General features: G+C 69.5%; 15 protein-coding genes and 1 pseudogene. 8 read left to right on the top strand and 8 right to left on the bottom strand.

The genetic code is table 11. The annotated features are described in order from the left end of the window. The first annotated feature begins 10 nt into the window (after positions 1-10). Positions 11-988, top strand: a complete 978-nt coding sequence (locus ACFY0P_RS22000; protein WP_388915541.1) for a PDR/VanB family oxidoreductase — start codon at positions 11-13, stop codon at positions 986-988. A 452-nt stretch (positions 989-1,440) separates the two neighbouring features. Here the strand turns inward: ACFY0P_RS22000 and ACFY0P_RS22005 are convergent, their stop codons facing one another. The 3 genes from ACFY0P_RS22005 to ACFY0P_RS22015 all read right to left on the bottom strand — a co-directional run bounded on the left by ACFY0P_RS22005 (position 1,441) and on the right by ACFY0P_RS22015 (position 5,577). Further along, positions 1,441-4,056 (bottom strand): LamG-like jellyroll fold domain-containing protein, encoded by a 2,616-nt coding sequence (locus ACFY0P_RS22005; RefSeq protein WP_388915543.1) that lies wholly within the window; start codon positions 4,054-4,056, stop codon positions 1,441-1,443. A gap of 258 nt (positions 4,057-4,314) precedes the next feature. Next, positions 4,315-4,887, bottom strand: a complete 573-nt coding sequence (locus tag ACFY0P_RS22010) for an SMI1/KNR4 family protein (RefSeq protein ID WP_388915546.1) — start codon at positions 4,885-4,887, stop codon at positions 4,315-4,317. 12 nt (positions 4,888-4,899) lie between these two features. Continuing rightward, complete coding sequence (locus ACFY0P_RS22015) at positions 4,900-5,577, bottom strand: GntR family transcriptional regulator (protein ID WP_388915549.1); 678 nt, start codon at positions 5,575-5,577, stop codon at positions 4,900-4,902. A 221-nt stretch (positions 5,578-5,798) separates the two neighbouring features. Between ACFY0P_RS22015 and ACFY0P_RS22020 the strand changes: the two genes are divergently transcribed. Together ACFY0P_RS22020 and ACFY0P_RS22025 are read left to right on the top strand one after the other, a co-directional pair. Then, positions 5,799-6,479 carry a hypothetical protein gene (locus ACFY0P_RS22020; RefSeq protein WP_388915553.1) on the top strand — a complete coding sequence of 227 codons (681 nt, stop codon included), beginning with the start codon at positions 5,799-5,801 and terminating at the stop codon, positions 6,477-6,479. Between the two features lie 14 nt (positions 6,480-6,493). Further along, entirely contained in the window at positions 6,494-8,890 is a 2,397-nt protein-coding gene (locus ACFY0P_RS22025) for a WD40 repeat domain-containing protein (protein ID WP_388915556.1), read from the top strand. A gap of 81 nt (positions 8,891-8,971) precedes the next feature. On the opposite strand, the pseudogene ACFY0P_RS22030 reads toward ACFY0P_RS22025, so the two are convergent. The 3 genes and pseudogenes from ACFY0P_RS22030 to ACFY0P_RS22040 form a co-directional block, all read right to left on the bottom strand. Continuing rightward, positions 8,972-9,070 (bottom strand): annotated as a pseudogene (locus ACFY0P_RS22030) (IS5/IS1182 family transposase); the annotation flags it as partial. Positions 9,071-9,172: 102 nt separating this feature from the next. Beyond that, the gene (locus tag ACFY0P_RS22035) at positions 9,173-10,291 is read right to left on the bottom strand and encodes a fatty acid desaturase family protein (protein WP_388915559.1); all 1,119 of its coding nucleotides are present in this window, start codon (positions 10,289-10,291) and stop codon (positions 9,173-9,175) included. A 7-nt stretch (positions 10,292-10,298) separates the two neighbouring features. Beyond that, positions 10,299-11,354, bottom strand: a complete 1,056-nt coding sequence (locus ACFY0P_RS22040) for a ferredoxin reductase (RefSeq protein WP_388915561.1) — start codon at positions 11,352-11,354, stop codon at positions 10,299-10,301. A gap of 87 nt (positions 11,355-11,441) precedes the next feature. On the opposite strand from ACFY0P_RS22040, the gene ACFY0P_RS22045 reads away from it, so the two are divergent. Both ACFY0P_RS22045 and ACFY0P_RS22050 read left to right on the top strand, forming a co-directional pair. Continuing rightward, positions 11,442-12,581, top strand: coding sequence for a PucR family transcriptional regulator (locus tag ACFY0P_RS22045; protein ID WP_388915564.1), 1,140 nt, complete (start codon positions 11,442-11,444; stop codon positions 12,579-12,581). A 465-nt stretch (positions 12,582-13,046) separates the two neighbouring features. Further along, positions 13,047-13,523 carry a hypothetical protein gene (locus ACFY0P_RS22050; RefSeq protein ID WP_388915567.1) on the top strand — a complete coding sequence of 159 codons (477 nt, stop codon included), beginning with the start codon at positions 13,047-13,049 and terminating at the stop codon, positions 13,521-13,523. Here ACFY0P_RS22050 and ACFY0P_RS22055 read toward each other — a convergent pair. After that, positions 13,500-13,916: a hypothetical protein gene (locus ACFY0P_RS22055; protein WP_388915570.1), complete on the bottom strand. Its 417-nt coding sequence runs from the start codon at positions 13,914-13,916 to the stop codon at positions 13,500-13,502. The genes ACFY0P_RS22050 and ACFY0P_RS22055 overlap by 24 nt on opposite strands. A gap of 245 nt (positions 13,917-14,161) precedes the next feature. Here ACFY0P_RS22055 and ACFY0P_RS22060 point away from each other — a divergent pair, with 245 nt between their 5' ends. Next, complete coding sequence (locus tag ACFY0P_RS22060) at positions 14,162-14,317, top strand: hypothetical protein (protein WP_388915572.1); 156 nt, start codon at positions 14,162-14,164, stop codon at positions 14,315-14,317. Between the two features lie 353 nt (positions 14,318-14,670). Here the strand turns inward: ACFY0P_RS22060 and ACFY0P_RS22065 are convergent, their stop codons facing one another. Next, entirely contained in the window at positions 14,671-16,095 is a 1,425-nt protein-coding gene (locus ACFY0P_RS22065; protein ID WP_388915575.1) for an aspartate ammonia-lyase, read from the bottom strand. Between the two features lie 175 nt (positions 16,096-16,270). Here ACFY0P_RS22065 and ACFY0P_RS22070 point away from each other — a divergent pair, with 175 nt between their 5' ends. Both ACFY0P_RS22070 and ACFY0P_RS22075 read left to right on the top strand, forming a co-directional pair. Then, the gene (locus tag ACFY0P_RS22070) at positions 16,271-17,527 is read left to right on the top strand and encodes a dicarboxylate/amino acid:cation symporter (RefSeq protein ID WP_388915578.1); all 1,257 of its coding nucleotides are present in this window, start codon (positions 16,271-16,273) and stop codon (positions 17,525-17,527) included. Then, entirely contained in the window at positions 17,524-18,270 is a 747-nt protein-coding gene (locus ACFY0P_RS22075) for an aspartate/glutamate racemase family protein (protein WP_388915581.1), read from the top strand. The genes ACFY0P_RS22070 and ACFY0P_RS22075 overlap by 4 nt, the downstream gene beginning before the upstream one ends.

Here is an 18,270-nt window from a genome sequence, read left to right on the forward strand (position 1 = left end):
GCGAACCACCATGAACGACCAACTGCCCACGGTCGACACGACCCTCGTCGTGGCGACCCGCATCCTCGCCGCCGACGGCGTCGTCTCCCTCACCCTGCGCCGCCCCGACGGCGGGACGCTCCCCGCCTGGACACCGGGCGCCCATATCGACGTACTCCTGACCGGCGCCAACGGCGACGGCGCCGATCTGGTCCGTCAGTACTCCCTGTGCGGACACCCGGCCGAACGAGAGGCCTGGCAGATCGCCGTGCTGCGCGCGCCGCAGGGCCGCGGCGGCTCCGCGTACGTCCACGACCATCTGCGCGAGGGCGCCACCGTGCGGGTCCGCGGGCCGCGGAACAACTTCCCGCTGCGCCCCGCCGCACGCCATCTGTTCATCGCCGGCGGCGTCGGTATCACGCCCATCCTTCCGATGGTCGAGGCCGCCGAGGCCACGGGCGCCGACTGGCGTCTGCTGTACGGCGGCCGCACCCGGACCTCCATGGCGTTCCTGGACCGCCTCGCCCCGTACCCGGACCGCGTGCTCATCCGTCCGCAGGACGAGTACGGCCTGCTGGACCTCGCCGCCCACCTCGGCGTACCCGAGGAAGGCACCCTGGTGCACGCCTGCGGTCCCGAACCCCTGCTGCGGGCGGTGCAGGAGCAGTGCGCGGGCTGGCCGCCCGGCACGCTGGGCGTCGAACGGTTCGTCCCGGTGCGCACGGCCGAAACCGGCCCGACGGAGGCCTTCGAGCTGGAGCTCGCCCGATCCGGACTCACCCTCACCGTTCAGCCGGGCCGTTCGGTGCTCGAAACCGTCGAGGAGGCCGGTGTCGCGGTCGACTTCTCCTGCCGGGAAGGCACCTGCGGCACCTGCGAGACCGACGTACTCGACGGCAGGCCCGACCACCGCGACTCACTGCTGACCGAGGACGAACGCGCTGCCGGCGACACCATGCTCATCTGCGTCTCCCGCTCGCGCGACCCTCGCCTCGTCCTCGATCTGTGACGTCGATCGCCTCCCTCAAGGCTCCGGGACGCCGTCGGCGCTCTTGGCAGCGGCTCACCGGCGAGGACCTCCATGGAATTCCCGCAAGCCGTCCCGGCGTAGTCGGATGCGGCGTCATGGGCTTCCGGCATCGCCGAAGTCGCCGCTCGCGGCGGCATGGACGTCCGTGTCGCCGAATCCACACCGGACGCGGTCGAGGCGACCGGGCACCACAGCAGCACACGCAAGCGCATGAAGGAGGAAGCCAAAGGCCGCCGATACGGCAGAACACCCGCGCCCGGCCGGGAGCCGGAGGCGGGTGTCGGTCTGCCCTGCCCGTGAAACGGGACTCAGGGGGCAATGGTGTCCGAGGGGGGAGTTGACCGTCGACGACACGGCCGTGGTGGCGCAGGGCAAGCTCTGCTTCTGAAACCGACGTGCGCCAAGAAGCAGGGGTGTCGGGCAGTGACCGATCAGGTCAGGACGAGTTCCAGCACGGTGACCGAGAGCGGCGGCACGGTGCTGGTGAAGGACGCTGCCGCGCCGGTCACGGTGCTCGTCCTGGGCACCACCGTGTCGGGGTCCGCCAACGTGTTGGTCGTGGCGCGCGAGGGGCCGGTCAGGACCGTTGCGGTGGCACGCCTCTTGACCCCCTTCACCAGCCCCTTCAGCTCGACCGGCACGTTCACCTTCTCCGTCCCGGAGTTGACGACCGCCAGGTAGAGGCGGTTCCTGGAACGGGTGGCCACGGTGGCCAGACCGGGCAGCGCCCGCGCGGTGGCCGGCAGCACCGTGTTGCCGACCCTGCTCGTCAGCATGTGCTGTGCCCAGTAGCTGGGCGACACGTAGCTGGTCAGGTTGTCGTAGGCGATCAGGTTGGTGGCCCAGACGTTGTTCTCGACGTGGGAGAAGAGCGGCGCGTAGCACTCCATGAGGACCTGGTCCGAGTTGCGGATCAGCCCGGCCAGCCAAGCGGCGTCGCCGAGTGCCGCGTTGAGGTCGGGTGTGGGGCGGCCCTCCTGCGCGGCCCACTCTCCGACGAATACCTTGGTCGAATTGCGGTCCCGGTTGTCGTACTTGTGGGTGGAGGCCTGGGCAGCGGACGGCGCGAGGTAGTAGTGCTCGTCGATCAGGTCCGGGGTGCGGCTCGTCACGGACGTCGTGGCGATCAGCTTGAGATGCGGGTACTTCGCCTTGATCGCGTCGTAGAAGGCAGCGAACCGCTCGTTGTAGGACCCGGAGGAGTCGAACCAGTCCTCGTTGCCGATCTCCACGAACTCCAGCGGGAACGGCTCCGGATGTCCGTCGGCGGCACGTCGTGCGCCCCAGGCGCTGGTGACAGGACCGGTGACGTACTCGATCTCGTCGAGTGCGTCCTGGACGAACGGCCCCAGCGCGTCGCCGGTGACGTGTTCGCCCTTGAGCGAGTAGCCGGCGTAGACGGCGAGGACCGGCTGGGCGTGCATGTCCTCGACCCATTGCAGGTATTCGAGGAGTCCGAGGCCGTCCGTGGACCAGTAGCCCCAGGCGTCGTCCATGTGGCCGGGGCGCTCCCAGACCGGACCGATGGTGTTCTTCCAGTTGAACCGTGTCGCAACGGTGTTGCCTTCGACGAAGTTTCCGCCGGGGAAGCGCAGGAACTTCGGCTTCAGAGCGACCAGTTTGTCCATCAGGTCGATACGCAGGCCGTTGGGCCGGTTGTTGTACGTGGGCGGGAAGAGGGACACGTGCTGGAGCCACAGGGTCTCGCCCGCCGCCTCAGGGTCGGCCGTGGTGACGGTCAGCCGTGCGTCACCGACCACGGGGGTACGCGAACTGGTGCGCAGGGTCAACTCGAACGGGCGGCCTGGGAAGACGGTGCCGATGTGGGGCACGTGGGCGGATGCGTACACCGTCGTGCCGTCCGCCGACTCGATGGCCACCGTGAGCGGGCCGATGCGTCGCGACGCCTTGGCGAACAGACGGGCGGTGTAAGTGGTTCTGGGCCGCACGGGTATCCCCCAGAAGCCGTCGTTGGCGACACCGGCCCGGTTTCCAGCGCCGGTGCTGCTGGACAGCACCACCTTGAGGGAGCGGTCGAGTGCGGCGTTGAGCGGGGCGGCGGTGTCGAGGACGAGGGTCGTTCCGCCGACGGCGGACCAGTGGACGGGCGACGTGTCGTCGGCCATCATCGAGCGGTTCTGCACCAGCTCCGCGTAGATGCCGCCCTCGCCGGAGTGGTTGATGTCCTCGAACATCAGGCCCGGAAGGATCGGCGACACGGCATGCGCGGGGGTGCCGACGTCCACGCTCAGCAGCGGCGTCGTGGTCTCCACCGGGACGCCGGCCAGTGCCGCGATCTGGTCGGAGGTGAGGACGGACGGGAACATCCACACGTCGTCGATCAGGCCGTGCCACTGGTCGACCTGCCCACCGCCGTAGAGCGCACGGCCGATGGCGGTGTCGCCGCTGCCGGCCCAGCCCGCGGCGTAGGCGGTCTCCCCCTCCAGAACGCCGTTGACGTAGAGGCGAATGACACCGGCGGTCGGGTCGCTGACGCCGACCAGGTGGGTCCAGGTGCCGGTGGTGGGCGCTGAAGCGGCGGCCGCCACCGCGGCACTCTGAGTGGCGTCCGAGTCGAGCCGGGCGAAGGCGAAGGTGCCGGTGTCGTCGCGCAGTCCCAGGTAGAAGGCGCTGACGACCTTGCCGTCGATGCTGACGGCGGTCTGATAGCCGCCGAGTTGAGCGAGGTTGACCCAGGCGCCCACCGAGAACGCCTGGGAGGTGTCAAGGGCCGGCCCGGACGCCGTGGCGTTGCCGCCCGCCTTGAGGCTCAGGCTGTGGGTGCCGACCTTGCCGGTGTCCCAGCCGGCCGCGCCCTGGATCGCCGCGGTGCGACCGTTGCCGGAGGAGTCTGCGGCGGAGGTGCCGGAGCCTTCGTCGAAGGTCCAGTGGGCGGCTGCGGCGGGGAGGTCCGCGGCAGTGGCGCTCAGGGCTGTGCCGGTGAGTTCGGCGGCCCCGGCGGGACCGGCGGCGAAGGTCCCGGCGAGGGAGGCGGCGCCCAGGACGGTGAGGACAGTTCTGCGCGGCACTCCGGATTCTGCAGGCATGCGGCTCATTCCTTTGTGACAGACCGTTGCGTTGCGTACCGGCCGGAACAGGGCAGCCCGTCGAAGCCGCCAACCGACCTTGTTCGGTATCTCGTACAGCGATCGGTACTTCGAGCAGCAGTGATCTTAAGGTGTCGGCGAGGTCCGTCAATACCCCTCGTACGACTTGCCGGTACACGGGAGCTTGAAGCCGTCGACGCACTTCCCCGCTGCGTCGGAATTGCCGCTCATCGGCGACCTGCCGCGTCCGCCGACTCCTCAGCGGGCATTCACCTCGCAGCTCAACGACGGTAGCCCCCACAGCTCCAGCCTGCCGCTGACCAGGTCCGCCATGAACTGGGCCACCCCGCCCTCGTAGTGCCACCAGGCGCCGTTGCGTGAGGCAACCGTGACCGTCCACTCCTCCGGTCCTTCCCCACCGGTGCTCCACAGGAAGATGTCACCCTCGTTCGACGTCGACCACGGCAGCAGGCCGCCCGGCGCGGGATACGTGTGCAGGGGGACGGTCAGGTTGGCGTACCCGAGCCACTCGTCGATGATGTCAAGCTCCTCGCGTGCGCCCTTCAGCCAGAGATGCTCATGGCCGGGGTCAGGCCCGCCGAAGGCCATGAAGTTGCCGAGTTCGAACGCCGGAAACAACTCGCAGAGCAGCTTGTAGTCGGCGGGCAAGGCCAGACCCGAGTTCGCTTCCAGCCTTGTCCAGTCGAGGTCCAGTGGTACCGCGAAGCGGAGTGCGGCAAGGCCCGGCACAGCGCGCTCCAGCTCCGCAACCGCTTCAGCGGCCTCCGTCAGACGGCGGAGCGGCTTCTGAATACCGACGAGATCATCCACGGCATCAGACTGTCAGAGCAGCACCTCGTGCCCCGCAGACTTCCAGAACTCGGGGTCGAGAGAGCCTCGCCCTTGCCTCGAGATGCAGGGTGTACCTCGTCTCCAAGCACGGATGAGGCAGGGCGCGTGGAAGCGCCGCAGGTCGCCCATGGCATGGAAGGCCAGGCGCAGTTCGGCGTGGATGCGGAGCATGAAGTCCGCCAGTCGCGGTGATTCGGTCAGCCGTACGATGCCGTGGTGGAAATGCAGATCGGCGGTGGCGACATCGGGCCGGCGCTGCTCGGCTGCCGCCCGCTCGCCCTCCTCCACGGATGGGCGGATCTCCTCGATCACCCGGTCGGGGGCGCCGGCCACCTCCCGCACGGCCGCGCCCTCCACGAGTCGGCGCAGCCGGTACAGCTGTGCCACGTCGTCGCCGTCCAAGGTGCGTACGAATACGCCGCGGTTCAACTCGCGTACCAGCAGCCGCTCATGGGTCAGCAGTCGGAAGGCCTCACGCAAGGTGTCGCGGGACACGCCCCGGGCCGCCCCCACGACTTCCTCGGACAACCGTGTTCCGGGCGGGATATCACCCTCCGTCACTCGTCGGCGTAGCACACCGGCCACCCGCTCAGCGGTGCTGCCGCGACCGAGCTGGTCTCTGTCCCTCTCCAGTCCGGCAACCCCCGAGCCGAGTGCGCTTGTGCCCATCCGCCCTCCTCGACCGTCACCGGATCTGCTGAGTGCCTCGAATCCTCGTTGAACAAAACCTGCCCCCATCTGCCCAGTTGGGGATTCCAGGGGAGAGGGATGCCTACGTCCGCAGGAATGACCTCTTGTAGGATCGTTGAACAATCTCTACTTTGTGGAGTCGAAGCCTCGTGCGGTGGCTGCCGGGGACCATGCGGGTTGCGTGGAGGACGGAGACGGGCATGGGCACGGACGAAGAGGACGCCGTAGGGAGCCCGTCGGGCCCACGGCTCCCCACGGCAGGAGCGTTCATCCGACGGCTGGGTCCCGCTGCGGCAAGCGTCGGGGGCGCGTGCGGGTTGTGGGCGATCGTGCGCCTGATCGCGCGTACCTCCTTCTTCAGCCAGGCCGAGTGGATGGACCTCCTGGGCGTGCTGGTGCTCCTGGGTGCCTGCTTGCTTCCTGGCGTCTGCCGCTTGGGCCTGCGGTGGGTCCTGGGCGTGCTGTGTCTGCTGGCGGCTTTGGTCCTGCAGAGGTCCGAGCTGGACCAGCAGGAGTTGCACCAGCACGGGCGCACCGAACACGTCACGGTCCTGGGGGTCCAGGTAGCCGAGGACGGCATGAGCGGTGGGAGTACCGAGACCTACACCGTCTCCGTCCTCGACGGCCCACCGTTGGCCCCGATCCAGGGGGGCACCCTCGTCGGCTGGCACTGGGTGGTGGGTGGCACCTACATGGTGACCGTCGACACCCGGGGGTTGGCCCCGGCCGAGCGGGGAGGCGCTCCCGGCCCCGCGGTGGTCCAGCAGGTTCTCCAGGTCCCGCTCGTGCTCGGTCTGGCCTGGGCCCTGTGGCGAGGGGTGCATCTTCGCCTGCGCCGCAGCCGCCCGGCTGAGCCGCGCCTTGAGGGGCTGATGCGCTGATGGGGGGCGATGGCATGCATGGCTGGTCCGATGGCCGCGGCGTCGAGGGCGCTGACGCCGAATCCGCCGGTGCGGAGGCGAAGTTCCTCGATCCGGTGTTCCTGGTGCACGCCGACCCCGAGGCGGTGCTCGAACTGTTGGCCGCATCCACTGGGCCCGCCGGGCGGTTGGCGGCAGCGGTGTACCGGGCATCGGCGCATCTGCACCGCCAGGCGAGTCCGGGGGTGCGTCGGCAGATGCTGGCGCTGGACGCCGCCCGCTACGGGGCTCCGGGCCTGTCGGCGCGGCTCAGCGCCGTGCCGGTCGACGACGGTGCGGACAGACGATGGGAGGTGGCCTGGGCCACCGGCAGCACGGTCGACCACCGGTTCCGTCAGGCTCTGATCGGCCACACCGAGCGCGTGCGCGGGGTGGCGACGGGGATCGTCGGGGGGCGCCCGATCGCCGTCACCTGCAGCAGCTACGACCGCACGGTGCGGGTGTGGGACCTGGCTGCTGGGAATCCAGTCGGCGAACCCCTCACCGGCCTGGACGGCGAGGTCTGCGCGGTGGCGACGGCTGTGGTGCGGGACTGCCCGGTTGTCTTCGGAGGCAGCCGGGACGGGACCGTACGGCTCTGGGACCTGACCACCGGACGCCCCGTCAGCACACCCCTCACCGGCCACACCGCAGGCGTCACAGCGGTGGCGACGGTGGTGGCGGACGGGCGCCCGCTCGGCATGAGCAGCAGCCGGGACGGGACCGTGCGGGTGTGGGACCTGACCACCGGCCGGCCCGTCGGCAAGCCCCTCAGCGGCCGCGACGGCCCGGTGGAGGCGCTGGCGGCGGGGGTCGTGGACGGCCGCCCGGTCGCCGTCGCCGGCACCTGGGAGGGGACGGTGCGGGTGTGGGACCCGGCCACCGGCCGCCCGGTCGGCGAACCGCTCACCGGTCACAGCTCAGGGGTGCGGGCCCTGGCCACCGCGGTGGTGGACGGTCGTCCGGTGGCTGTCAGCGGCAGCCACGACGGGACCGTGCGGGTGTGGGACCTGACCACCGGGCGCCTGCGCGGCGAACCCCTCACCGGCGCCCCCGACGGGGTGCAGGCACTGGCCACCGGGACGGTGCAGGGCCGTCCTGTCGCGGTCGGCGGTGGCCAGGCCGGGATGGTGCGGGTGTGGGACCTGGCCACCGGCCGCCCCATCGGCAGACCGCTGGCCGGCCATGTCGACGGGGTGTGGGCGGCGGCCACCGCGGAGGTGAACGGTCGTCAGGTCGCTCTCACCGGTGGCAACGAGGACGGAGAAGTGCGCGTCTGGGACCTGTCACCCGGCAGCCCCGTCGGCGCCCCCCGCATCGGCCACACCGACCACGGGCGAGCCGTGGCCGAGGCGGTGGTGGACGGCCGCCCGGTCGCGGTCACCAGCAGCCGGGACGCGACCGTGCGGGTCTGGGACCTGGCCACCGGTCGGCCCGCCGCCGCACCCGTCACCGGCTCCCTCATCGTGGAGGCGCTGGCCACCGCCGTGGTGGACGACCGCACGGTCGTCCTCACCAGTGGCTGGGAAGGAACGGTGCGGGTGTGGGACCTGGCCACCGGCGCACCCTTGGGGCAACCCCTCGTCGGCCACACCGGGCCGGTGTGGTCACTGGCGACGGCGGTGCTGGCGGGGACCCCGGTGGCCGTCGCCGGCGGCCACGACGGAACGATCCGGGTGTGGGACCTGACCACCACCCGCCCCGTCAGCGAGCCCCTCACCGGCCACTACGGCCTGGTGGGGTCGGTGGCGACCGCAGTGGTGCGAGCTCGCCCGGTCGCGGTCTCCGGAAGTTGGGACACGACGGTGCGGGTCTGGGACCTGACCACCGGACGCCCGGTCGGCGATCCGCTCACCGGCCGCATCGGCTTGGTCCGCGCGATGGCGACGGCGGTGGCGACCGCGGTGGTGGACAGCGGCCCGGTCGCCGTCACCGGAAGCCGGGACGGGACGGTGCGAGTGTGGGACCTGACCACCGGGCGCCCCGTCGGCGCCCCCCTCATCAGCCACACCGAGGAGGTGCGGGCGGTGGCGACGGGAGTGGCGGACGGCCGTCCGATCGCCGCCAGCGGCAGCCGGAACGGGACCGTGCGGGTGTGGGACCTGACCACCGGGCGCCCCGTCGGCGCCCCCCTCATCAGCCACACCGAGGAGGTGCGGGCGGTGGCGACGGGAGTGGCGGACGGCCGTCCGATCGCCGCCAGCGGCAGCCGGAACGGGACCGTGCGGGTGTGGGACCTGACCACCGGCCGTCCGACCGGACATCCCTTGGTGTTCCCCGCGCCCGTCCATGCGGTGAAACTCACCCCGGACGGCCGACTGCTGGTGGGCTTCGGCTGGGAGGTCGCGGTCCTGACCCCGGTCACGCAGCCCCGCAGCGGGACGACGACCTGAACGCGATGCACCGTCGGACACATCGCCGCACCGCAGGTGCCCGAGCGTGAGCAGGGCCTGGCGGCCTGTGGACGGCCGTCACCATCGACTGCCGATCTCACGACGGCGCCGGCGCAGGTGACGCGCGAGGAGCCGCAGGGTCGAACTGGACAGGTCGATCCCGGACGGGCAGACAAGCACGGAAGCTCCTGGTGGACAACGGGTGATCTTGGTTGTGAACCCGTCTGCCAGGAGCTCCACTTCGTTGTACCGCCCTCCACGACCAACCCGGCGCCCCGGGAATCAGGCCGCGACGAGCTCCCGCTCGCGGTCCGGCGTCTTGACCTCGGGCTTGTTGTTCGGCAGCGAGAGCCGGAAGACCTTGCGCCACGCGGAGAACACCTGCTTGGGCAGCGGACCGGTGACGTACTCCAGCTCGTACTTCTCGAACAGCGCGCGCACCTTCACCGCGACCTCGGCGTACCGGTTGCTCGGCAGGTCCGGGAACAGGTGGTGCTCGATCTGGTGCGAGAGGTTGCCGGTCATGAAGTGCATGGCCCTGCTGCCGCTGATGTTCGCCGACCCCATCATCTGGCGCAGGTACCACTGGCCGCGCGTCTCGCCCTTGATCGACCGGCGCTCGAAGACCTGCACGCCCTCCGGGAAGTGCCCGCACATGATCACCGAGTGGGACCAGATGTTGCGGACCAGGTTCGCGGTGAACGTGGCCGCGAGCGTGGGGAGGAACGACGGACCCGACAACAGCGGGTGGATCACGTAGTCCTTGAGCACCTGCTTGCGGATCTTGCGGCCCACGGCCCTGGCCCGCGCGCGGAACTCCGGGTCCTTGCGGCGGCGCTTGCGCAGGTTCTTGCCGAGCTCCAGGTCGTACGCTGCGATGCCGTACTCGAAGAAGCAGGCGTTGATGAAGTTCCACAGCGGCTGGCCGAGGTGGAACGGGTGCCACTTCTGGTCCTCGTCGACGCGCATGATGCCGTAGCCGAGGTCGTTGTCCTTGCCGATCACGTTGGTGTACGTGTGGTGCAGCTCATTGTGGGAGTGCTTCCATTGGTCGGCGGGTGAGACGTGGTCCCACTCCCAGGTGGTGGAATGGATCTTCGGGTCGCGCATCCAGTCCCACTGGCCGTGCAGGACGTTGTGGCCGATCTCCATGTTGTCCATGATCTTCGCCACGGACAGCCCGGCGGTGCCGAGCAGCCACGCGGGCGGGAAGATCGAGAACAGCAGCACGCCCCTGCTGACCAGCTCCAGCTTGCGCTGCGCCGAGATGACCTTGCGGATGTAGGCGGCGTCCTTCTCGCCGCGGCCGGCGATCACCTCGTCGCGGATCGCGTCCAGCTCGCGGCCGAGCTCCTCGATCTGCTCCGCGGTCAGGTGGGCGGTGGGGTCGATGGCGGTCAAGGTGCTCCTACCGTTCGATGTCGCAGGGGCCCGCCGCGGCGGACACGCAGGTCTGGATGAGGACGCCCGGCTCGGCCTCGGTGATCTCGCCGGTACGCAGGTCGCGGACGGCGCCCGCCTTGAGCGGCGTGACACAGCCGAAGCAGATGCCCATGCGGCACCCGGAGGGCATGAGCACGCCGGCCTCCTCGCCGATGTCCAGCAACGGCGTGCCGCCGTCCGCGTCGACGGTCTTGCCGGTGGCGCTGAACGTGACCTCGCCGCCGTCGCCGGCGACGACGATGCTGGGGCGGAAGCGTTCGGTGTGCAGGCGCTCTCGGACTCCGTGCTCGGTCCAGTGCTCTTCGGCGGCGTCGAGCAGGCCCGCGGGCCCGCAAGCCCAGGTCTCGCGCTCGGCCCAGTCGGGCACGAGTTCGTCGAGACGGGCGATGTCGAGCATGCCGTCCGTGTCGGTGTGCACCTCGGTGAGCCGCAGCTTCTTGTCCGCGACCAGGTCGTGCAGTTCGCTGCGGAAGATCACGTCTTGTGGCTGTGGCGCGCAGTGGACCATGACGACGTCGTCGAACTCGGTGTCGCGCAGCATGCCCATCACAGGCGTGATGCCGCTGCCGGCCGTCAGGTAGAGCACCTTGGCGGGCTTGGCCTGCGGCAGCACGAAGTCACCGGTCGCCTGGTCGAGCTGGATCAGCGTGCCCGGTTTCGCCCCGCGGACCAGGTGGTTGCTGACCTTGCCGTCCGGGATCGCCTTCACGGTGATCGTGACGCGGCCGTCCTGGCGGTCCGTCGGCGAGGTGAGAGAGTAGGCACGCCACAGGCGCACCCCGTCGACATCGACCCCGATCCGCACGTACTGACCGGCCGTGTGGCCGCGCCAGCCCCGTCCCGGCCTGATCACTATGGTCGCGGCGTCACCCGTCTCGGGGAGCACGGCCTCGATGCGCCCACGCAGGTCAGCGCCCGCACGCAGCGGGCTGACCAGGTCGAGGTAGTCCGACGGCAGCAGCGGCGTCGTGACCATCTCCAGTAGTTTCCACGCCCTGCTGCGAAGGGCTGCACTCGTCATGACTCCAGCTTGCTGCGCCACAAGGCGTAAAGTCCTGACCGCAGGACGTAAATCTGGTCGGCTGAATTGTTCGCAGGGAACAAAAACGTGAGCCATGCAATCCGGAGGGCCAGCGAACTGACCCTGGACGAGACGACGGTCACCGCACTTCGGGCCGCGCTGAAGACCACCGCCGACGAGGTCGTCCAGGCGATCATCGACGAGGTCCCTCCCTACGCCAACGCACTGGCGGGCCACATGGGCGCCACCATCCGCCGAGCCGTCCGCACCGCCCTGGGGCACTACCTGGACCTGGCGAGCGGGAACGCCACAGGTGGCGACGCCGGTGACGCGGCCTACGAGCTGGGCCGCGGCGAGGTCCGGGACGGCCGTTCGATGGACGCCCTGCTCAGCGCCTACCGCGTCGGCGCCCGCGTGGCCTGGCGATGCCTGGCTGCGGGTGCCGTACCCGCAGGTCTGCCCGCCGCCGAGGTCGCCAAGTTCGCCGAACTGACCTTCGCCTACATCGACGAGCTCTCCGCCGCGAGCGCCGCGGGCCACGCCGACGAACTGGCCGCCCGGGGCAGGGCCCACGAGCGCCACCTGGAACACCTGGCCCGCGACCTCCTCGCCGGCGCGAGCCCGGACGTGCTGCTGGCTTCAGTTCAACGGGCCGGGTGGCAGCCTCCGGTTTCGCTGACCGCGGTCCTGCTGCCCGCCGCCCACGCCCGGCCCGCCTACCGCACGCTCGACCCGAGCACCCTCGTCCTCGACGATCTGCCGGACGCCACCGGTGTACTGCTCGTCCCCGATGCCGACCGACCGCATCTCCTGCGGCAGCTGACCGACCGCACCGCCGTGGTCGGCCCGGCCCGGCCGTGGACTCGTGCGTCCGCCTCGTACGCACGAGCCGTACGCGCGCGCTCCCTCTCCCCTGATATTCGCGACACCGAGGACCACCTGCCCGAGCTGGTGCTGAGCGCCGACGCGGACGCGTTCGCAGACCTGCGTGCCCGAGCCCTCGCACCGTTGCGGGCCTTGCCCGTCGCGACCGCACGGCGGCTGGAGGAGACGTTGCGGGCGTGGCTGCTGCACCAGGGCAGACGGGACGAGGTGGCGGCGGCGTTGTTCGTCCATCCCCAGACAGTCCGGTACCGGATGTCACAGCTGCGGGAGCTGTTTCCGGATCTCGCATCGCCACACCGGGTCCTTGAACTGACGCTGGCGGTCGGTCTCCGGGTCAGCTGACGCGCACGTCGACCGTCCACGACCGCATCCGCGAGCGGTCCAGGAATCGTGCCGTGTTCTCGGTGCCCACCGAACCGCTGATGAAGGGGAAAAGCCGGGCCGAAGGCACCGCAACGTCGAACGCCCGCCCCAGCCAGGAGCCGGAAGCGGGTGCCGATGTCCCCTGCCCTGAAACAGGGCGCTGTGGGGCAACTCTGTGTCCGAGGTCCGAGTTGAACCAAAAGCCCAACCGGTCGTGCTGCGGGCCGATCTTCAACTTCAGCGGGATGGTCGGGGAAACACGGGAGCGGTGGATGCCTTTGACTCCGCACCGCAGGATCGACCAGAACCATCCCTTCCGGACGACCGGATTGACCCGCGGGGCAGGACCACATGAGGGGCCGACCGCAGCCATCCCTTCGGCCCCTGCCCGAGGGGCGACGACCTCGTGAACAGGCAACGGCCTTCCGGTCCGTCACCGTGATCATGGGTACTGTCGTCGGCCTGACCTTCCTGTTCGGCTTCGGCAACGTATGGGCCCTGGCGACGCGCCTCGGCGTACCCGGCCTCGTCGCGCCACTGGTGGCACCCGCAGTCGACCTCTCAGTCCTCGACCTCCTCCTCGCCATCGGCTATCTCGCCGTGAAAGGCGCGCCCTCCGAACAACTACGCTCGGCACGCCGATTGCTGATTCTGTCCAGCCTGATGACCCTGGCCCTCAACATCTCGGACCCACTCCTGTCCGGCCAGACCGGCAAAGCCGCCTTCGACGCAGTGGGCCCCTTGCGACTTCGAGCTCCTGCCGAAACACGTCGAGCGCACCCGCGCCAAGATGAAACGCCTGGTCACCATAGGAATCCTCACCGAGGCCGAGCCCGGCACCTTCAGCAAGAAGCAGTAACCAAGTCCGGAACGGACATCAACTCACGAACCGCCCACTCAGTGGGGCGAGATGCTCGGTGAGGCTCCGTCCAGGCAGTGATCGTATGCAGCTTGCATGGAGGGATACGACGCGCTCAGAGCGATCCGACTGCCCGGAGCATCGTCTTCGCAGGCATATCCCCCTGGGCCCGAAGCTGTCTCGACGTGCAGCATTACTTCGTAGGAGGACATGTGCACGGTGCGATGTGCCCCCGCTGGGATGACTCCTAGGCTCTGCTCCTCCGCGCATTCGTTGTCCCCGTCGCCGGCACACCAGAAGACGCGCACTGGGTTCGATGTGCTGTTCACCAGAGCGATCGGATCGACGTTCTCGGGGTCGGTCGGATCAGGGTTGCAACTGGCGATAGCGAGTGCAGCCAAGCCCAGCAGGATCATGGTCGCAAAGCGGGCAACACGGCTGTTCAGCAGATCCACTTGCTCTCCGAGGGGGCGTCATATGACGCCCGCACCGTATCGCAAGACCGCCGCCCCGGGACCTCAGCTCGGGAAGCTTGGGTCTCCTAGCGACGGGTGCTGTGCTGACCTGCGGCGGAGTGGCATTGGAGTCCCGGTCACCCCAGGGCAACTTCCCGCTGTTCCCCGTGGCTCCCCGCAGGATCTGGCACGCGAATGGCACGGTCCCCTCGCCTCGAACGCCCCTTGGCGAGACGGACCCCTGGGTGTCTGAGCCTCAGCCAACGATGATCTACCAGCACTCCGATCACGACCGCCAACGGGAGGTCGCCGCCGGGCTCGACGGGATGGTGCGCGCCGAGCGTGCGAAGCACCACACCGACGGCCGTCCGCACCACACTCAGGAGTCCTCAGCGGGCTAATGGTGCGCTAGTGGTGCGGCACTCGCCCACAGGTCTAGACAACAAAGAACCCCCGGACCTCTGGCCTGAGGGTTCCGCATGGAGCGGGTGACGAGAATCGAACTCGCGCTCTCAGCTTGGGAAGCGACGGCGCTCACGTGGCCATGCCGCTTCTGACCTGCATGTATGTGCTTCAGGTGGGCTCGCGGCGGTATCGGATCGCACCGCTGTCGACCGTGGTTGTCCGCCCTTACGGGCACGCTGTGGGCACGGAGTCGCGGAGTGGACGAGAGCAACGCGTCTGTGGTGTCGCCACCACACGCCGAATGCATGGAGCCCCAGGGCGACGTAAGGGCGAGTTGCGACCGCACGGGTCACGGAGTGCCTGTCGCAGAAGGCCTGGCGGATTGCCCGGTGAGGTTCTCCGGCCGCAGGATCTTGTCCAGTTGGCCGGTACCGAGGAGGCCGGCCTCGGCGGCCAGGTCCTTGACGGAGCGGCCGGTGGCCAGGGCCTGGCGGGCGAGGGCGGTGGAGGCTGCGTAGCCGATGTGCGGGGCGAGTGCGGTGACCAGGCCGATGGAGCGGTGGACGCTGTCGTGGAGGTGTTCGCGGTTGGCGGTGATGCCGGGGACGCAGCGGGTGGCAAGGGTGTCGCAGGCCGCGCGGAGGTGGGTCAGGGAGCGCAACAGGCTGTAGGCGATGACGGGCTCGAAGGCGTTGAGCTGGAGCTGTCCGGCCTCGGCGGCCATGGTGACGGTCAGGTCGTTGCCGATGACCTCGAAGGCGACCTGGTTGACGACCTCGGGGATCACCGGGTTGACCTTGCCGGGCATGATCGACGAACCCGCCTGTACCGGGGGCAGGTTGATCTCGCCGAGCCCGGCGGTGGGGCCGGAGGAAGTCAGCCGCAGGTCGTTGCAGGTCTTGGAGAGTTTCACGGCGACTCGCTTGAGGACACCGGACAGTTGAACGAAGGCGCCGCAGTCCTGGGTGGCTTCGATGAAGTCGCCCGCGGGGCGGACCCCTTCGCCGCTGATGTCGGCGAGGTATGCGCAGGCGAGTTCGGCGTAGCGGGGGTGGCCGTTGATGCCGGTGCCGATGGCGGTGCCACCGAGATGGGACTCCAGCAGCAGGGCCGCGGCCTCGGTGAGGCGCCGACGGTCCTCCTCGATCATGACGGCGTACGTGGTGAACTCCTGGCCCAGTGTCATGGGTACGGCGTCCTGGAGCTGGGTGCGGCCCATCTTCAGTACGTCACTGAACTCGGCCGCCTTCTTCGTGAACGCCGTGGTCAGCGCCCCCAGGGAGGCGTCGAGCCGGCGCAGTGAGGCGACCAGGGCCAGGCGCACGGCGGTGGGGTAGACGTCGTTGGTGCTCTGGCCGAGGTTGACGTGGTCCAAGGGGTGGATCACGTCGTAGCAGCCGCGAGGGTGGCCGAGGATCTCCAGGGCCCGGTTGGCGATGACCTCGTTGGCGTTCATGTTCGTGGAGGTGCCGGCGCCGCCCTGGACGGGGTCGACGACGAACTCCTCGATGAGCCGCCCTGCGCGGATCTCCTCGCAGGCGCTGATGATCGCGCCGGCGAGGGCCGGGGGCAGCAGTCCAAGATCGCGGTTGGCTCGCACGGCCGCCTGCTTGACCGCCGCCAGTGCGGCGATCAGGTCGGGGAATTGGGCGATGGTCGACCCGGTGATCGTGAAGTTCTCCACGGCCCGCACGGTGTGCACGCCGTAGTAGGCGCCCAGGGGGACCTCCTTGTCCCCGATGAGGTCGTGCTCGATGCGGGTGGCCTGCGCCATGTGTTGCTCCTCGTTCTCGCGGCACCCCTTGACAGGCCACCGTCGCCGGCCTCAGTGTTACCGGCCAACACGCAGAACGCAATATATTGCATATGGCTGGAGTCTCATGGACACCGTTCACCCCCGCCCCACCGGCACAGACGCCTCCCCAACCCGCTGGCGGCGATGTCTGCGGATGCCGATCGGCATCCAGTCGGTCATCGCCGTAGGTCTCGGCGCCCTCATCGGAACCTTCGCCCCGTCCGCGGGCGAGCAGATGAAGATCCTCGGCGACGTGTTCCTGAATCTCGTGCAGGTCGTCGTCCTGCCCCTGGTCTTCCCGCTCATCGTGCTGGGCATCGCCCGCATGGAGTCGGTCAAGAAGGTCGGCCGGATCGCAGGCAAGGCGATCCTCTACTTCGAGGTCGTCACCACCGTGATCCTGCTGATCGCGGTCGGGCTGGCGAAGCTCGCGGGCATCGGCACGGGCGCCCCAATCCACGCGGCCGACGCCAAGGACCTCGCCGGCCTGAGCCAGGGCATCGACTTCCACGAACTGATCCTGCACGCCGTACCGAAGAACATCTTCGCCGCGTTCGGCGAGGGAAACCTGCTCGGCGCGATCGTCTTCGCCGTCCTCGTGGGCGTCGCGATGGCCGCGATCGGCGAGAAGTCCGAGCCCTTCGCGGGTGTGCTGGAGTCGGTCGCGGCGGTGATGTTCAAGGTCGTCGGGTACGTCATCCGCGTCGCGCCGCTGGGTGTGCTCGGCTTCATCTCGTACGACGTCGCGTACTACGGCTTCGGCAACCTGCGCAGCCTACTGGGCTTCATCGCGGTGGTCTACGCGGGGCTGGCCGTCGTCGTGGGTGTGCTGTTCCCGCTGATCGCCGCTGTCTACCGCATCCGCTACGTCGAACTGCTGAAGTCCGTCGCCGGTCTGGCCGGGATCGCCTTCGTCACCCGCAGCTCCGAATCGGTCCTGGCCCCGCTGATGGGCAAGCTCGAAGCCTTCGGCCTCAACCGTTCCACGACCTCCTTCGTGGTCCCCCTCGGCTACTCCTTCAACACCGACGGCTCGGTCCTCTACCAGGCCGCCGCCCTGGTCTTCCTCGCCAACGCCTATGGCGCCGACACCTCCCTGCCCGCCCTGCTCCTGATGGTCGGCGTGCTGGTGATCCTTTCCAAGGGCATGGCCGGCGTCGCCTCCGCCTCGATAGTCGTGCTCATCGCCGCCGGCAGCTCCCTCGGCCTGCCCGCCGAAGGCGTCGCCCTGCTGCTCGGCGTGGACTTCATCGTCGACATGGCCCGCACCGGCGTGAATGTCATCGGCAACTCCCTTGCCGCCGCGGTCGTCGACAGCTCCGAGAATCGGCGCGCGGCCAAGCGCGGCAGTCGCGAAACCACCCCGGCCAAGCCGGAGACCACGGTGCTGAAGAAGGAAGCCGCACAGTGACCACCAGGACCCGCACGGCCACCGACGAGATCATCGGCATCCTCGGCGGCATGGGCCCGGCAGCCACCGCTGACTTCTATGCCAAGCTCGTCGCGACCACACCCGGCACCAGTGACCAGGACCACCTCCGTACGGTCATCTGGTCCGACCCCACCATCCCCGACCGCACCGAGGCCCTGCTGCGCGACGGACCCGATCCCACCCCCTGGCTCCTGCACGGCAGCCACGTCCTGCGCGAGGCCGGTGCCACCGTGATCGCCATCCCCTGCAACACCGCCCACGCCTTCGTCCCGCGCATCGCCGACCACGTGGGCCTGCCCATCGTCCACATGATCGGCGAGGTGGCCCGGCACCTCACCACCCTGAGCCCCGGCGTCCACACCGTCGGACTGCTGGCCACCACCGGCACCGTCCGCACCGGCCTCTACCAGGAACGCCTGGAGAGCTTCGGTATCCGCCTCGTGCTCCCCGACGCCGCCGCCCAGGACACCGAGGTCATGACGGCCATCCAAGCGGTGAAGGCGGGCACCCACGACGACAGGACAACCGCGCTCCTGACCCGTGCCGCACGGCACCTGACACAACAGGGCGCGCAAGCAGTGATCGCCGGCTGCACCGAAATCCCTCTCGGCCTGTCCACCGACGCCGCGGACGTCCCCGTCGTCGACCCGGCGCTCGTCCTGGCCCAGGCTCTGGTCCGCCGGGCCAGGACTGAAGGCCAAGGGGGAGCAGGAGGACAGTAG

This window comes from Streptomyces sp. NPDC001714, assembly GCF_042892755.1.
Classification (GTDB): domain Bacteria; phylum Actinomycetota; class Actinomycetes; order Streptomycetales; family Streptomycetaceae; genus Streptomyces.

What these genes read in the sequence shown, in the direction of transcription:
- ACFY0P_RS22020 (WP_388915553.1), top strand. Translation starts at nt 5,799, where the DNA reads ATGGGCACGGACGAAGAGGACGCCGTAGGGAGCCCGTCGGGCCCACGG.
- ACFY0P_RS22025 (WP_388915556.1), top strand. Translation starts at nt 6,494, where the DNA reads ATGCATGGCTGGTCCGATGGCCGCGGCGTCGAGGGCGCTGACGCCGAA.
- ACFY0P_RS22040 (WP_388915561.1), bottom strand. Translation starts at nt 11,354, where the DNA reads ATGACGAGTGCAGCCCTTCGCAGCAGGGCGTGGAAACTACTGGAGATG.
- ACFY0P_RS22065 (WP_388915575.1), bottom strand. Translation starts at nt 16,095, where the DNA reads ATGGCGCAGGCCACCCGCATCGAGCACGACCTCATCGGGGACAAGGAG.
- ACFY0P_RS22015 (WP_388915549.1), bottom strand. Translation starts at nt 5,577, where the DNA reads ATGGGCACAAGCGCACTCGGCTCGGGGGTTGCCGGACTGGAGAGGGAC.
- ACFY0P_RS22050 (WP_388915567.1), top strand. Translation starts at nt 13,047, where the DNA reads ATGGGTACTGTCGTCGGCCTGACCTTCCTGTTCGGCTTCGGCAACGTA.
- ACFY0P_RS22070 (WP_388915578.1), top strand. Translation starts at nt 16,271, where the DNA reads ATGCCGATCGGCATCCAGTCGGTCATCGCCGTAGGTCTCGGCGCCCTC.
- ACFY0P_RS22005 (WP_388915543.1), bottom strand. Translation starts at nt 4,056, where the DNA reads ATGCCTGCAGAATCCGGAGTGCCGCGCAGAACTGTCCTCACCGTCCTG.
- ACFY0P_RS22000 (WP_388915541.1), top strand. Translation starts at nt 11, where the DNA reads ATGAACGACCAACTGCCCACGGTCGACACGACCCTCGTCGTGGCGACC.